Annotated in this window: 15 protein-coding genes; 5 read left to right on the plus strand and 10 right to left on the minus strand. The window is 67.1% G+C overall.

Annotated features, from left to right (window positions below; all coding sequences use genetic code 11):
- Positions 1-59 precede the first annotated feature (59 nt).
- The 4 genes from RXV90_RS03360 to RXV90_RS03375 all read left to right on the plus strand — a co-directional run bounded on the left by RXV90_RS03360 (position 60) and on the right by RXV90_RS03375 (position 2,964).
- Positions 60-899: a peptidylprolyl isomerase gene (locus tag RXV90_RS03360; protein ID WP_316646871.1), complete on the plus strand. Its 840-nt coding sequence runs from the start codon at positions 60-62 to the stop codon at positions 897-899.
- The gene (gene argJ, locus RXV90_RS03365; protein WP_316646872.1) at positions 896-2,110 is read left to right on the plus strand and encodes a bifunctional glutamate N-acetyltransferase/amino-acid acetyltransferase ArgJ; all 1,215 of its coding nucleotides are present in this window, start codon (positions 896-898) and stop codon (positions 2,108-2,110) included. Before RXV90_RS03360 ends, argJ begins: the two co-directional genes overlap by 4 nt.
- Entirely contained in the window at positions 2,107-2,505 is a 399-nt protein-coding gene (gene mutT / locus RXV90_RS03370) for an 8-oxo-dGTP diphosphatase MutT (RefSeq protein WP_316646874.1), read from the plus strand. The genes argJ and mutT overlap by 4 nt, the downstream gene beginning before the upstream one ends.
- A gap of 144 nt (positions 2,506-2,649) precedes the next feature.
- Positions 2,650-2,964, plus strand: coding sequence for a DUF1330 domain-containing protein (locus RXV90_RS03375; RefSeq protein ID WP_316646876.1), 315 nt, complete (start codon positions 2,650-2,652; stop codon positions 2,962-2,964).
- A gap of 63 nt (positions 2,965-3,027) precedes the next feature.
- Here the strand turns inward: RXV90_RS03375 and infB are convergent, their stop codons facing one another.
- The 6 genes from infB to pip all read right to left on the minus strand — a co-directional run bounded on the left by infB (position 3,028) and on the right by pip (position 10,592).
- Positions 3,028-5,520: a translation initiation factor IF-2 gene (gene infB, locus RXV90_RS03380; RefSeq protein WP_316646878.1), complete on the minus strand. Its 2,493-nt coding sequence runs from the start codon at positions 5,518-5,520 to the stop codon at positions 3,028-3,030.
- Positions 5,510-6,151, minus strand: a complete 642-nt coding sequence (locus tag RXV90_RS03385) for an RNA-binding protein (protein WP_316646880.1) — start codon at positions 6,149-6,151, stop codon at positions 5,510-5,512. The genes infB and RXV90_RS03385 overlap by 11 nt, the downstream gene beginning before the upstream one ends.
- A 25-nt stretch (positions 6,152-6,176) precedes the next feature.
- Positions 6,177-7,805, minus strand: a complete 1,629-nt coding sequence (gene nusA / locus RXV90_RS03390; protein ID WP_316646881.1) for a transcription termination factor NusA — start codon at positions 7,803-7,805, stop codon at positions 6,177-6,179.
- A 2-nt stretch (positions 7,806-7,807) separates the two neighbouring features.
- Positions 7,808-8,395 carry a ribosome maturation factor RimP gene (gene rimP, locus RXV90_RS03395; protein WP_316646882.1) on the minus strand — a complete coding sequence of 196 codons (588 nt, stop codon included), beginning with the start codon at positions 8,393-8,395 and terminating at the stop codon, positions 7,808-7,810.
- A 128-nt stretch (positions 8,396-8,523) separates the two neighbouring features.
- The gene (locus RXV90_RS03400; RefSeq protein WP_316646883.1) at positions 8,524-9,588 is read right to left on the minus strand and encodes an ABC transporter substrate-binding protein; all 1,065 of its coding nucleotides are present in this window, start codon (positions 9,586-9,588) and stop codon (positions 8,524-8,526) included.
- Entirely contained in the window at positions 9,585-10,592 is a 1,008-nt protein-coding gene (gene pip / locus RXV90_RS03405) for a prolyl aminopeptidase (RefSeq protein ID WP_316646884.1), read from the minus strand. Before pip ends, RXV90_RS03400 begins: the two co-directional genes overlap by 4 nt.
- A gap of 70 nt (positions 10,593-10,662) precedes the next feature.
- Here pip and ubiG point away from each other — a divergent pair, with 70 nt between their 5' ends.
- The gene (gene ubiG / locus RXV90_RS03410) at positions 10,663-11,409 is read left to right on the plus strand and encodes a bifunctional 2-polyprenyl-6-hydroxyphenol methylase/3-demethylubiquinol 3-O-methyltransferase UbiG (RefSeq protein ID WP_316646885.1); all 747 of its coding nucleotides are present in this window, start codon (positions 10,663-10,665) and stop codon (positions 11,407-11,409) included.
- 76 nt (positions 11,410-11,485) lie between these two features.
- Here ubiG and RXV90_RS03415 read toward each other — a convergent pair whose 3' ends face one another.
- Genes RXV90_RS03415 through RXV90_RS03430 form a run of 4 tightly spaced genes read right to left on the minus strand, consistent with a single transcriptional unit; the run spans position 11,486 to position 13,777 of the window.
- Entirely contained in the window at positions 11,486-11,935 is a 450-nt protein-coding gene (locus RXV90_RS03415; RefSeq protein ID WP_316646886.1) for a MarR family winged helix-turn-helix transcriptional regulator, read from the minus strand.
- Positions 11,935-12,765, minus strand: a complete 831-nt coding sequence (locus RXV90_RS03420) for a carbon-nitrogen hydrolase family protein (protein ID WP_316646888.1) — start codon at positions 12,763-12,765, stop codon at positions 11,935-11,937. The genes RXV90_RS03415 and RXV90_RS03420 overlap by 1 nt, the downstream gene beginning before the upstream one ends.
- A gap of 4 nt (positions 12,766-12,769) precedes the next feature.
- Positions 12,770-13,027 carry a glutaredoxin 3 gene (grxC, locus tag RXV90_RS03425; RefSeq protein WP_316646889.1) on the minus strand — a complete coding sequence of 86 codons (258 nt, stop codon included), beginning with the start codon at positions 13,025-13,027 and terminating at the stop codon, positions 12,770-12,772.
- A gap of 21 nt (positions 13,028-13,048) precedes the next feature.
- A complete protein-coding gene (locus RXV90_RS03430; protein ID WP_316646890.1) occupies positions 13,049-13,777 on the minus strand; it encodes a ComF family protein in 729 nt (242 codons plus the stop codon).
- Positions 13,778-13,783 lie beyond the last annotated feature (6 nt).

Raw genomic sequence — 13,783 nt, forward strand, 5'->3', positions numbered from 1 at the left:
GGGGCCGAACCTATGGTGTCAACGTCGCGAGGCATCGCGGCACGAGAGAGGAATTTCAGATGTTTTTTTGCCGCCCAGCCGCGCTTGCCGCTGGCCTTTTCCTTGCCACGCAGGCCAGCGCCCAGGATGTAACCGCCGATACCGTGGTTGCCACCGTCAACGGCAACGACATCACGGTGGGACACATGATCGTGGCAAAGTCCTCTCTGCCCGATCAGTATCGCCAGTTGCCGGACGACATGCTGTTCGAAGGGCTGCTTGAACAGCTGATCCAGCAGGCCGCCGTGGCCTCCGATGTCGACGGTCTGTCGAAGGCCGGGCAATACGCGCTCGACAACGAACGCCGCGTCCTTCTGGTGGGCGAGGCGGTGCGCGCGGCGACGCAGGATGCCGTCACGGAAGAGGCGCTGCAGGCCGCCTATGACGCGCAATACACCGAAGGCACGGCGGAGGTTGAATTCAACGCCTCCCACATCCTCGTCGAAACCGAGGAACTGGCCGCCGAAATCAAGGCCGAGATCGAGGGCGGCGCCGATTTCGCCCAGATGGCCCGCGATCATTCCACCGGCCCCTCGGGCCCCAATGGCGGGGAACTCGGCTGGTTCGGCAAGGGCATGATGGTCTCCGAATTCGAAGAGGCCGTCGTGGCGATGGCCGCCGGCGATGTCGCGGGCCCCGTGCAGACACAGTTCGGCTGGCACGTCATCAAGCTGAACGAAACGCGCCAGAAGGATGCGCCCACGCTTGACGAGGTGCGCGGCACGCTGGCACAGGAAATTCAGCGCGGCGCCATCGAAACGCTGATCAGCGGCGCCACCGACGGGGCCGAGATCACCCGCGCCGACGCTGGCACGATCCCCGCATCGGTGCTGAGCGACGCGAGCCTTCTCGACCAATGATCTCGCCCCTCGCGCCTGCCGAGGGCTTTCCCGCGATACCCGCCATCGCCGGGGTCGAGCTTGCGGCGGCCGCCGCGGGCGTGCGCTACAAGAACCGCGATGACGTGATGCTCGCCCGTCTCGCGCCGGGCACCACCATCGCCGGCGTCTTCACCCGCTCGGCCACCCGCGCCGCGCCCGTGCTCGACTGTCAGGCGAAACTCGGGCAGGGCCAGGACGGCGGCGCGGCGATCCTCGTGAACTCCGGCAACGCCAATGCCTTCACCGGCGCCAACGGTGCGGCCTCGGTGCGCGCGATCACCGAAGCGGTCGCGGCCGCCACCGGCGTGGCAGAGGCGCGCGTCTTCACCGCCTCGACGGGCGTGATCGGCGAACCCCTGCCACATGACCGGATCACCGCTAAGCTGGACGAAATGGCCGCAGCCCTCGCCCCGGCGGGCTTCGAGGCGGCGGCCCGCGCGATCATGACGACCGATACCTTTCCGAAAGGCGCGGTGCGCACGGTCGATGTGGCGGGCACGGCCGTAACCATCGCGGGCTTCGCCAAGGGGTCGGGCATGATCGCACCCGACATGGCGACGATGCTCGCCTATGTCTTCACCGACGCCAGCATCGGCTTCGACGCACTCCAGCCCATGCTGGCCGACGCGAACGAGCGAAGCTTCAACAGCATCACCGTCGACAGCGACACCTCGACGTCCGACACCGTAATCTGCGCCGCCACCGGCGCTTCGGGCATCGATGTCACCGGCAACGCGGATTTCGCGGATGCGCTCTTCGAAGTGCTGCGCGATCTCGCACACCAGATCGTCCGCGATGGCGAGGGGGCGACGAAGTTCGTCACCGTCACCGTCTCCGGCGCCACCAACACCGCGGATGCCCGCAAGGTCGCGCTCTCGATCGCCAATTCCCCCCTCGTCAAGACGGCCATCGCGGGCGAAGACCCGAACTGGGGCCGCATCGTCATGGCGGTCGGCAAATCCGGCGCGGCGGCCGATCGCGATCTTCTGACGATCCGCTTCGGGGATGTGCTCGTGGCCGAAAAGGGCTGGGTCGCCGCCAGCTACCGTGAAGAAGACGGCGCGCGCCAGATGAAGCGCGACGAGATCGAGATCACCGTCGATCTTGGCCTTGGCGACGGCGCGGCCACCGTCTGGACCTGCGATCTCACCAAACGCTACATCGAAATCAACGCGGATTACCGCTCGTGAAAACCGTGCTCGTCTCGGCCGTCGCGCTGATCGACATTGACGGGCGCGTGCTGATCGCCCAGCGCCCCGAAGGCAAATCCATGGCGGGGCTCTGGGAATTTCCCGGCGGCAAGGTCGAACCGGGCGAAACCCCGGAAGCGGCGCTGATCCGCGAGCTCCATGAAGAACTCGGGATCGAAACCTGGACGTCCTGCCTCGCCCCGCTCACCTTCGCCAGCCACAGCTATGATGACTTCCACCTCCTGATGCCGCTCTACGCCTGCCGGAAGTGGGAGGGTCAGCCGGTCTCCCGCGAAGGCCAGGCATTGAAATGGGTCCGCGCCAGGGATCTGCGCGACTACCCCATGCCACCCGCCGACATCCCCCTGATCCCGTTCCTGCGCGACTGGCTCTGACCCCACCTTCATGTGGTCGGAAATATCCCGGGCGCCATTGGTTCGGGCGACGATGGCGACAGACGTCCGTGATTTCGGGGTCGACGCGGCCCGCCTCGCACGACTAGCCTGCCAAAGCATTTCAGCACGAGAAAGGTGTAAGCAATGCCCGACAAGGCTTATGTGATCGTCAACCTGCACGTTACCGATTTCGACCGGTATTTCGCCGAATACATCCCCGGCACGCTCCCCGTTATCCAGAAGCATGGCGGCGGCGTTCTCGTCGCAACCAACGCCCCGGACAAGGCAGAGGGCGATCTCGACGGCAACTGGCACGTTGTGCTCGAGTTTCCGTCGATGGACGCCGCGAAGGCCTGGTACGAAGACCCGGACTATCAGCCCATGAAGGAGCTGCGAATGACGGAGCTGACGACAGGTGGCAACCTCAGCTTCGCACCCGCCTTCCAGCTTCCGGGATGAAGCGGAAATCAAAACGTGCGGCCCAATGGCCGCCCGCAATTCATTGTCAGCTTTGCGTAAAGATCACTCGAGCGTCCGCTCCACCTCTTCACGCGTGAAGATCTCGATCACGTCGCCCTGGCGGATGTCGTCGTAATTCTCGAACGCCATCCCGCATTCCTGGCCGGATTGCACCTCGGCAACCTCGTCCTTGAAGCGCTTCAGCGTCTTCAGCGTGCCCTCGTGGATCACCACGTCGTCGCGCAGAAGCCGCACGCCCGCCGACCGGCGCGCAACGCCCTCGGTCACCAGACAGCCCGCCACCTTGCCGACGCCCGACACCTTGAAGACTTCGCGGATCTCGGCGTAGCCGATGAAGTTCTCGCGCACCTCGGCCGACAGAAGGCCGCTCGCCGCCGCCTTCACGTCATCCACCAGGTCGTAGATCACGCTGTAATAGCGGATTTCCACGCCCTTCTGGTTCGCGGTGTTCCGCGCGCTCGCATTGGCCCGGACGTTGAAACCGAAGACCGGCGCGCCGCTTGCTTCCGCAAGCCCCACATCCGTTTCGGTGATCGCGCCCACGCCCGAATGCAGAACGCGCACCCGCACTTCGTCGTTGCCGATCTTCTCCATCGCCTGAACGATGGCTTCGGCAGAGCCCTGCACGTCGGCTTTGACGAGAATCGGCAGCTCGGCCACGTTCTCGTCTTCCTTGGCCTTCGCCATAAGCTGTTCCAGCGTCGTGGCAGCCCCCGCCGCCGCGCGCTTTTCCTTCGCGGCATTGGCGCGGTACTCCGCGATCTCGCGGGCCTGCGCCTCGGTCTCGACGACGTTCAGAACGTCGCCCGCCTCGGGCGTGCCGTTGAGGCCAAGCACCTCGACCGGAACGGACGGGCCCGCTTCCTTCACGCGCTCGCCCTTGTCGTTTTCCATCGCACGCACCTTGCCCCATTGCTCGCCGACGACGAAGATGTCGCCCTGGCGCAGCGTGCCGTTCTGCACGAGAACCGTGGCAACGGGGCCGCGGCCCACGTCAAGCTGGGCCTCGATCACGGCGCCCTGTGCGGCGCGGTTCGGGTTGGCCTTCAGTTCGAGGATCTCGGCCTGAAGCGAAATCGCCTCCAGAAGATCCTCAAGCCCGGTGCCGTTGATGGCGCTGACCTCGACGTCCTGCACTTCGCCCGACATCTTCTCCACGATCACCTCGTGCTGAAGAAGGTCGGTCCGCACCTTGTCGGGGTTCGCATCGGGGCGGTCGATCTTGTTGATCGCCACGATCATCGGCACCTTGGCCGCCTTGGCGTGGTTGATGGCTTCGACGGTCTGCGGCATCACCGCGTCGTCCGCGGCCACCACCAGCACAACGATATCCGTCACCTGCGCGCCCCGGGCGCGCATCGAGGTGAAGGCCGCGTGGCCTGGCGTATCCAGGAAGGTCAGAAGCTTGCCGCCCTGCTCCACCTGATAGGCGCCGATATGCTGGGTGATCCCGCCCGCTTCGCCGGCCACCACCTTGGCGTTCCGAATCGCGTCGAGAAGCGAGGTCTTGCCGTGGTCGACATGGCCCATGACGGTAATGACCGGGGGCCGGGGCTCCAGATCCGCGTCGCTGTCCTCGACGGTGTCGATGACCTGTTCCACGTCGGCATCCGAAACCCGCTGAACCCTGTGCCCGAACTCCTCGATGATGAGTTCGGCGGTGTCCTGGTCGATGGTCTGGTTCTGGGTCGCCATGATGCCGTTCTGCATCAGCGCCTTCACAACGTCGGCCACCCGCTCCGACATCCGGTTCGCCAGTTCCGAAACGACGATCGCCTCGGGCAACTGCACGGTCCGGACGACCTTTTCACGCTCGACGGCTCCGCCCATCGCCTTCTGGCGCGCGCGCTCCTGCTTGCGCTTCATCGCGGCAAGCGAACGCTGCCGCCCGCCCTCGCCGCCCGAAAGCGCCTGGTTCAGGGTCAGCTTGCCCGCGCGGCGGCCGCCATCGTCGCGGCCCTTCTGCTGGCGCTGACGTTCGCGGTCTTCGCGTTCCGTTGTCTTGCGCGGGGCCGCCGCCGGCTTTGCGGCGCGCGGCGCGGCAGCGGCATCGGCGGCCGGGGGCGGCGGCGCCTCTGCGGCGGCCTTCGCCTTCGCGGCGGCCTCGGCGGCCTTCGCCTCTTCCTCGGCCTTGCGCTTCAGCGCTTCCTCGCGCTCGCGCTCTTCGCGTTCCTTGGCTTCGGCCTCGGCGCGGCGGCGTTCGCGTTCTTCTTCGCGGGCACGCTCTTCCGCCGCCCGCTGTTCAGCCTCTTCGGTCTCGCGCGCCTTCGCGGCGGCAAGCGCCTTCATCCGGCGCTCCAGTTCGGCGTCCGAGATGCCCGCGGGCCGCTTTGACGGATCCCCGGCCGACGGCTTCGCGCCGTCCGTCTTCTGCGCCGGGGTGGCCGCGCCACCCGGCTTCGGCACGACCACGCGTTTGCGCTTGGTCTCGACGACGACGTTCTTCGTCCGGCCGTGGCTGAAGCTCTGCTTCACCTGACCGGAGCGCGGACCGCCGCGGAGCCCCAATGTCTTTTTGCCGTCGTTATCGCTCATACGTCCTACTAGCCTTTCCGGCGGGCTGTCCGCCGTCTGTCTTCCCGCGAACGCCCGAAAGCCGCTGGGCGTCTTCGATGACCCGATCTGCGAGTCCGCCCGCGGCAAGCGCCGCATGTATCACATGTTCCCGCCCGAAGGACAAACCCAATTCTGACGCGGTCAAAACGCCAAAAAACGAGTCTTTCCCGTCGGGTGGCCGAAGCTTGCTCTTGCCGCGCTCCGACCCGTCAGAGGCCTGAAACAGAACCCGGGCCTCGCCCGTCTCAAGCCAGTTCTTCACCTTCTCATAGCCCGCAACGGCCCTGCCCGCCTTGCGCGCCATCGAAATCAACTCGATCACGCGCCGTGCCAAAGCCGCCTCGACACCGTCGATCAGCCCGTCCGGCACCGTCACCTGTGCCCGCGCCGCCCGGGAAAACAGCTTTCCCTTAACGGCGCGCTCCAGCGCCGCACGATCGGCACTCACCCAGATGCCGCGGCCCGGCAATTTGCCAAGCACATCGGCCACCACGGCCCCGTCCGGGCCCACGACGAAGCGGATCAGCCCCGCCGCCGGCTGGCTTTCGCCCGTGGCGATGCAGCGCCGCTCGGGCGCTGCTCGCGTCTTGGCCTGTCCACCGCGGGACATGGGCACAAAGACCGGGAGCCCGAGATCAGGCTCCCGCCTCCTCTTCGGCCACGCCCTCTTCCCCTTCGGCCTCTTCCTCTTCGACAAGATCGTTGGGGTCGACCCAGCCAAGCTGGATCCGTGCGGTCATAACCATGTTCTGCGCTTCTTCGAGGCTCACGTCGAAGGGCTCCAGAACGCCATCGTCCTTGATGCGCTCACCATCGACAACCGTCCAGCCCCCGGCAAGTTCCCAGTCGGCGCAGGTCGCGAAGTCTTCCAGCGTCTTCACGTCGTCCTTGGCAAGTGCCTCCACCATCTGGGGCGTGAGGCCCTCGAATGCAATAAGGCTGTCCTGCGCGCCAAGCGCACGCGCGTTCTCCAGCGCCTTCGCGTTCTGCGCATCGATGAAATCGCGCGCCCGGGCCTGAAGCTCGTTCGCGGTATCCTCGTCCACCCCGTCGATGACAAGAAGTTCGTCAAGCTCGACATAGGCCACCTCTTCCAGCGAGGTGAAGCCTTCGGAAACCAGAAGCTGCGCGAAGAACTCGTCAAGGTCGAGCGTATCGACGAACAGCTTCGTGCGTTCCTCGAATTCGGCCTGGCGGCGCTGCGATTCCTCTTCCTCGGTCATGATATCGATGTCGAGGCCGGTGAGCTGGCTCGCAAGCCGCACGTTCTGGCCACGACGCCCGATCGCCAGCGACAGCTGCTCCTCGGGCACCACCACCTCGATCCGCTCGGCCTCTTCGTCGAGAACGACCTTCGTCACCTCGGCGGGCTGCAGCGCGTTCACAAGGAAGGTCGGCGCATCCTCGTTCCACGGGATGATGTCGATCTTCTCGCCTTGAAGCTCGTTCACGACGGCCTGAACCCGGCTGCCTCGCATACCCACGCAGGCCCCCACGGGGTCGATCGAGTTGTCGTAGGACACGACGGCGATTTTCGCCCGGCTACCCGGGTCGCGGGCCACGGCCTTGATCTCGATGATACCGTCATAGATCTCCGGCACTTCCATCTTGAAAAGTTCAGCCATGAATTCCGGCGCCGTGCGGCTGAGGAAGATCTGCGGCCCCCGCGCCTCACGCCGCACATCCTTGATGTAACAGCGGATTCGGTCGCCGTTGCGATAGGCCTCGCGCCCGATCTTCTCGTTCCGGCGCAGCACGCCTTCGCCCGTGCCCACGTCGACGATGACGTTGCCGTATTCCTCGCGCTTGACGACACCGTTGATGATCGTGCCCGCGCGGTCCTTGAATTCTTCGTACTGCCGGTCGCGTTCCGCCTCGCGCACCTTCTGCAGAATCACCTGCTTCGCCGATTGCGCGGCGATCCGGCCCATGTCCACGGGGGGCACCTCGTCGACGATCGTGTCGCCCGGCTTCGGATCGTCCAGATACTGCTTCGCCTGCTCGGGCGTCAGCTGCGCCTGGTAATTCTCAAGCTCTTCGGTCTCGGGGTCGATCACCGTCCGCACCCGGGTGAAGGTCGCCTTGCCGGTCTTCCGGTCGATCGACACGCGAATGTCCATCTCGGCGCCGTAGCGGCTCTTCGCGGCGCGCGCGAGGCTCTCTTCCATCGCCTCGATCACCAGCGCGGGATCGATCATCTTTTCCCGCGCCACGGCCTCGGCCGTCTGCAGAAGTTCCAGCTGGTTTGCGGAAGTAATCGCCATCTTCAGGTCTCCTCGTCCCCATCGATGATGGTTTCAATCTCGTCGAATTGTTTTTCGTCCACCTCGCCGGCGTCCTTCCGGGCGCGCAGCACGTCGCGGATCAGGTCGTCGGTCAGCACAAGCTTGGCGTCCGACAGCCAGTCGAACTGCAGGCCGATCGTCACAGGCTCGCCATTCACCTCGATCTCGATCAGCACTTCGGAACCCTCGACGCCCTGCAGCGTGCCCTTGAAGCGACGCCGCCCGTCGATCAGCTCGGCCGTCTCCAGCTTCGCCTCATAGCCTTCCCAGGTCTCGAAATCCTTCAGCCGGGTCAGCGGCCGGTCGATCCCGGGGCTCGAAACTTCAAGGTTATAGGCATCCTCGATCGGGTCCTCGACATCGAGCGTCGCGCTCACCGCCGTCGAGATCTCGGCGCAGTCGTCCACCTCGATCCCGCCATCGGGACGCTCGGCCATGATCTGCACCGTCGCCGTCTTGCCACCCATGTAGCGCACGCGCACAAGCTCGAACCCCATGTCCTCGATGACAGGGGTGATGATCTCGGCAAGGCGCCGGTCCATGCTGGCTTTGGCCACAAGGTCGGACATGGGTTGGGTCCAGGAACAAAAAAACGGGCCAGCGGCCCGTCGGTGGTGTCCGGTGGAGCCTCGGGGGTGGAAGCCGAAGCACCGCTATTGAGGTGCATATACGCCCGCCCCCCCGAATCCGCAAGAGGTCAGGTGAAGAACCAGCGCCCCGCGATCCGGCGCGCATCGGGCGGGGCCACAAACCCCAGATCCACGCTGTGCCCAAGCTGCATCTTCGCCCCGGCCTCCGGTGCGCCCGCGGCGATCCGAAGATCGCTCTCGGCAGGGCCCGGGGCCAGCGTCAGCCCCGCGTCATCCGCCGCCCGCACAAGCGCGCTCACAAGCGCGCCCGCCCCGGCAAACTCCGCCGCCTCCGGCGCAAGCGACAGCGACAGGGGCCGCGACGCCGCTGCCGCCGGCACCTCGCCTCTCGCAAGGCACTGCGCGCAGTCCGGCGCGCCCTCTGCCGCGACGACACGCAGGGGCGCGTGATGCGACACCGCCGTCATCCCAAGCCGCCGCTGCCGCAAAAGCGCCTTCTGCGCCTCGGCATCCAGGTCGAGCGCAAGATCCACCCGTCCGCTGATCAGCGCCTCGAGCCGCGCGTCAGGCTTCCTGACATGCAGGATCTCAAGCCCGTCGAACCAGGCCCGCCCACGCCCCTCGACGCGCGCAAGCCTCAGCCCCGCCTCTCTCTCGGTCGTCACCGCCCGGAACGCCCCGGTGCCGGTAAGCCCGCTCTCCCCGGTCAGGATCGCATGGGCCGGATCGGCCAGTGCAAACGGAAAATCGGGATCCGGCCGGTCCAGCAGGAACCGAACCGCCGCGGCATCCCGCACCTCGATGCGCCGCACGCCGGCAACCCGGCCCTGAAGCACCGCCGCCACGTGATCCGCCGTCAGAGGAGTGCCGTCGTGAAACACCCGCTCCGCCAGCGCAAAACGCCAGGCCGCCCCGCCGTCCGAACCCTGCCACGCGCTCGCAAGCCCCGGGTGCAGCGCCCCGGTCGGGCCCAGCGCCGTCAGCGTCTCTCCCAGCGCATCGTTCAGGATCCCAGCCAGCACGCCGAAGCCCGGCACAGCCATCCGCAACACGCCGCCCGGCCGCGGCGCCGCATCCGCCGCAACGCCGCTCGCCGCCAGAAGCGAGGCCAGCGCACCCGAGCCGATAAGGCTCCGTCGGTCGATCCGGCGCAGGGGTGGCTTCCGGCTCATGCCCGCGCCCCCCGGCCCTCGCCCAAGGGGCTCAGGTTGTGCCTCAGCGCATTCGTCGTCCGCACAAGCTGCGCACTGATTCCCGGCTCCGACAGCGCGTGCCCGGCCCGCGGCACGATCGCGAAACGCGATGCGGGCCAGGCCTCGTGCAGCTTCCAGGCCGAAACGGGCGGGCAGATCATGTCATAGCGCCCCTGCACGATCGTGCCGGGCACCTCGGCCAGAACACCGGCCCGCTTCAGGATCGCCCCGTCTTCCTCAAGAAACCCGCCATTGACGAAGTAGTGATTCTCGAGCCGCGCGAAGGCGCGCGCATATTCCGCCGGGCTCTCCCCCGCCGGTCCGTCGTTCGAAATCGAGGCCAGCGTGTTCTCCCAGTTCGCCCAGGACCGCGCGAACCGCGTCTCCTGCATCAGGTCGCCCGAGAACAGCCGCCTGTGATAGGCCCCGATCAGGTCGCCCCGCTCGTCCGCGGGCACCATCTCGGCGAAGCGCGCCCAGACGTCGGGCCAGAAACTCCCCGCTCCGCCGCCGTAGAACCAGTCAAGCTCCGCCTTCGTCATCAGGAAGACGCCGCGCAGGATCAGGTGTACCACCCGGTCGGGATGGCTCTGGGCATAGACAAGCCCCAGCGTCGCACCCCAGCTTCCGCCGAAGACAAGCCAGTTCTCGATCCCCAGAGTCTCGCGGATCTGCTCGATATCGCGCACGAGATGCCAGGTCGTGTTCGCCTCGACGCTCGCATGGGGTCGCGACCGGCCACAACCCCGCTGGTCGAACAGAATCACCCGGTAATGCGCGGGGTCGAAATAGCGCCGCATCGCCGGGCTGCATCCGCCGCCGGGCCCGCCATGCAGGACGATCACGGGCACGCCTTCGGGATTGCCGCATTGTTCCACATAGATCCGGTGGCCATCGCCCACGTTCAGCATCCGCTGATCGTAGGGGTCGAGGGCGGGGTAAAGGAACTGACCCGCAGTTCTGGAGGCTGCCACCTTGTCCATCTTGGTCTATATAGCCCTGAACGCCCCCGCCTTCGAGAGCGAACCGCACACCGATTTTCCGGAGCCCTGAATGCCTAGCCCTGCCACAACGGTCGATTCGGATGAAGTCGCGAAATTCGAACGCATGGCCCGCGACTGGTGGGATCCCGACGGCGATTTCCGCCCCCTGCACCGGATGAACCCCTGCCGGCTCGATTACGTCACCCGCCAGATCGCGGGGGAGTTCGGGCGTGATCTTTCATCGTCCCGTCCCTTCGCGGGGCTCGAGGTGCTCGATATCGGTTCGGGCGGCGGGCTGATGGCCGAACCGCTCGCGCGCCTCGGCGCCGCCGTGACGGGCGCCGACGCCGCACCCACCAATATCGAGGTGGCGGCGGCCCATGCCCGCCTCACGGGGCTGAAGATCGATTACCGTCACACCACCGCCGAGGCGCTGGCGGAAACCGGCGCCACGTTCGACGTAGTGCAGGCGCTCGAGATCATCGAACACGTGGCCGATCCTGCGGCCTTTCTCGCGGCGCTGCGCCGCCTGATCCGCCCGGGCGGCCTTCTTCTCCTCTCGACGCTCAACCGCACCGCGAAAGCCAGGGCGCTCGCGATCGTCGGCGCCGAATACATCCTCCGCTGGGTCCCGAAAGGCACCCATGACTGGGCGAAGTTCATCACGCCAGACGAGCTGTCGGGCCTTATGTCCGGTGCGGGCTTCACCCCGGTCGACCGGCAGGGCATGGTCTACAACCCCCTGACCGGCGACTGGGCGCTCTCCGACCGTGACCTGTCGGTTAACTACATCGCCGCCGCCCGCCCCGCCGCGTAACCCGGCCCCTTCATGTGGCCGTAAATATCCCGGGGGAGGCGCGCGGCACGCGCGGCGGGGGCAGCGCCCCCTCCCGTCACGCCCCGCCACTCTCGTCGAAACCCTTCCGGATCTCGCGCAGGATCGGCAGCACGGCCCGCACCCGGTCCGCCCCGATATCCTCGACGACCTGCCCGATCACCGGTGCGATCGCGGCCAGCGCCGCCTCCCGCGCCCGGCGGCCCGATGGGCTGATCGACACGAGCTTCCGCCGCGCATCCTCCCAGTCCGGGCTGATATGGATATGCCCGGCCCATTCGAGCTTCGACAGCGTGTTGGTCATCGCCCCCCGGGTGACGTGAAAGCTGCGGGCCAGCTGGGCCGGCGTACGCTCGCCCCCTGCGCGGGCAAGGTGGTTCAGCACGGAAAAGTGCGACAGTTCCATCCCCTTCGGCAACGCCTTCGACAGGCGTGCGCGCGCCAGCTGATCCGCCATGAGGATCTCGCTGAAAAGGGCAACCGCCAGCGAATCGTCCGTTTTCGACATCAGGGTCCTTCGAATGGGCGCCCGTGCGACAACGACGGCACGCGGCGGCGCGACTGTCCCACAAGCCCCAGATCCAGATCAACCAGCGCGACACCGGGTCGCGCCCCCATGTCGGTCATGACCCGGCCCCACGGCGAGACCGCAAGGCTGTGGCCATGGGTCTCACGCGCCCGGCCCTGCGCCGCGGCGTGACGGCCGCACTGCGCCGGCGCCAGAACGAAGGCCCCGGTCTCGATCGCGCGCGCGGTCAGAAGCGGTTCCCAGTGATCCGGCCCGGTCCCGGGCGAGAAGGCGGCGGGCACGGTCAGGATCTGGGCCCCCGCCTCCGCAAGCCGCCGGTAGAGCGCGGGAAATCGCAGGTCGTAACAGATCGTCAGCCCCACCCGCACCCCGTCGACCTCGGCCAGCACGGCACGATTCCCCGGCTGGAAGGCCGCCGATTCCCGGTAGGTCTCGGTCTCCGAGACATCGACATCGAACATGTGGATCTTGTCGTAGCGCGCCGCGATCCGCCCATCCGGCCCGATCAGGAACGACCGGTTGACGAAGGGCACCGGCGCGTCCTCCGCCTTCAGCGCAAGCGACCCGATCAGAAGCCAGATGCCGTGCGCCGCCGCCCGCTCCCGCAGCCCCGCAAGAGTGGGATCCTCCGCCTCGGTGGTCAGAACCTCCAACTGCCGCGTCCGGCTGGCGGACACGCAATTGGTCACCTCGGGCGTCAGGACGAACCGCGCGCCCTCCGTCGCGGCCTCGTCCACGCGCGCCCGCGTACCGGCGAGGTTCGCCATCGGATCGTCGGAAGAGTTGAGTTGAACAAGGGCTGCCCGCATGGGGTCAGCCTGCCAGCATCCCGTCCAGCTTGCCAGCCCGCTCAAGCGCGAACAGATCGTCGCACCCGCCTACATGGGTCTCGCCGAAGAAGATCTGCGGCACGCTGCTGCGCCCGTTCGCGCGCGCCATCATAGCCTGCCGCAGATCCGGGTCGCGGCTCACATCGATCTCCGAAAAGCTCACGCCCTTCGAGGTCAGAAGCCGCTTGGCGGCGTGGCAGAACCCGCAAAGGGGCGACGTGTAGATTTCGATGTTGCTCATGGAACAGGGCCTTTCGAGCGCTCATATAACGTGTGACCCGCCCTTTACAACGCGCGCCAGTGCCAGAACCGAGACCTCGGACGCTCCCGCCCGGTAAAGAACGCGTGAAGCCTCGCCCAGTGTCGCGCCCGATGTCATCACATCGTCGACTAGAAGAACCGGACGGCCCCGGATCGCACCCGTCCTGCGGGCGTTCATGGCCAGCGCCCCGGCCATGTTCGCACGACGCTCCTCCACAGTCATGCGCTCCTGCGCCCGGGTCCGCCGCGTGCGCAGCAGGGCGTCGGGGAGAACCTTCACGTCCCAGATCCGCGCAAGCGCGCCCGCCAGCGCCGCGGCCTGGTTGAACCGCCTGAGAAAAAGCCGCGTCCAGTGCAGCGGCACGGGCACAAGGCACGTGCCCTCCGTCAGAAGCGGCAGCCCCCGCTCAGCCATCCAGCCCGCAGCGGGCCGAATCAGATCCATCCGGTCGCCGTGCTTCAACCCCAGCACCAGCCGCCGCGCCCCCTCGCGGTAATCCAGCGCGGCCCGTCCCCGCGCCCAGGGCGGATGGGTCACGAGGCAGGCGTCGCACAAGGCCCGCGCCCCCGCCGCCTCGCCCAGAAGCGGCTCCCCGCAGGCATCGCAGACAAGCCCCTCGATGAACGGGGTCTTCAGCCAGCACGGGCCGCAAAGCCCGTGAGGCGAATCCACAAGCTCTCCGCAGCCCACGCATTGATCGGGGTAGAGAAGCTTCAGAGCGTTTTGCATTCTCCG

It is taken from the genome of Ovoidimarina sediminis, assembly GCF_032586175.1.
GTDB lineage: Bacteria > Pseudomonadota > Alphaproteobacteria > Rhodobacterales > Rhodobacteraceae > Ovoidimarina > Ovoidimarina sediminis.

Coding starts and splice junctions, on each gene's coding strand:
- RXV90_RS03385 (WP_316646880.1), bottom strand. CDS start 6,151: ATGTCCCGCGGTGGACAGGCCAAGACGCGAGCAGCGCCCGAGCGGCGC.
- RXV90_RS03360 (WP_316646871.1), top strand. CDS start 60: ATGTTTTTTTGCCGCCCAGCCGCGCTTGCCGCTGGCCTTTTCCTTGCC.
- argJ (WP_316646872.1), top strand. CDS start 896: ATGATCTCGCCCCTCGCGCCTGCCGAGGGCTTTCCCGCGATACCCGCC.
- pip (WP_316646884.1), bottom strand. CDS start 10,592: ATGGACAAGGTGGCAGCCTCCAGAACTGCGGGTCAGTTCCTTTACCCC.
- nusA (WP_316646881.1), bottom strand. CDS start 7,805: ATGGCGATTACTTCCGCAAACCAGCTGGAACTTCTGCAGACGGCCGAG.
- infB (WP_316646878.1), bottom strand. CDS start 5,520: ATGAGCGATAACGACGGCAAAAAGACATTGGGGCTCCGCGGCGGTCCG.
- rimP (WP_316646882.1), bottom strand. CDS start 8,395: ATGTCCGACCTTGTGGCCAAAGCCAGCATGGACCGGCGCCTTGCCGAG.
- RXV90_RS03415 (WP_316646886.1), bottom strand. CDS start 11,935: ATGTCGAAAACGGACGATTCGCTGGCGGTTGCCCTTTTCAGCGAGATC.
- RXV90_RS03375 (WP_316646876.1), top strand. CDS start 2,650: ATGCCCGACAAGGCTTATGTGATCGTCAACCTGCACGTTACCGATTTC.
- RXV90_RS03400 (WP_316646883.1), bottom strand. CDS start 9,588: ATGAGCCGGAAGCCACCCCTGCGCCGGATCGACCGACGGAGCCTTATC.
- grxC (WP_316646889.1), bottom strand. CDS start 13,027: ATGAGCAACATCGAAATCTACACGTCGCCCCTTTGCGGGTTCTGCCAC.
- RXV90_RS03420 (WP_316646888.1), bottom strand. CDS start 12,765: ATGCGGGCAGCCCTTGTTCAACTCAACTCTTCCGACGATCCGATGGCG.
- ubiG (WP_316646885.1), top strand. CDS start 10,663: ATGCCTAGCCCTGCCACAACGGTCGATTCGGATGAAGTCGCGAAATTC.
- RXV90_RS03430 (WP_316646890.1), bottom strand. CDS start 13,777: ATGCAAAACGCTCTGAAGCTTCTCTACCCCGATCAATGCGTGGGCTGC.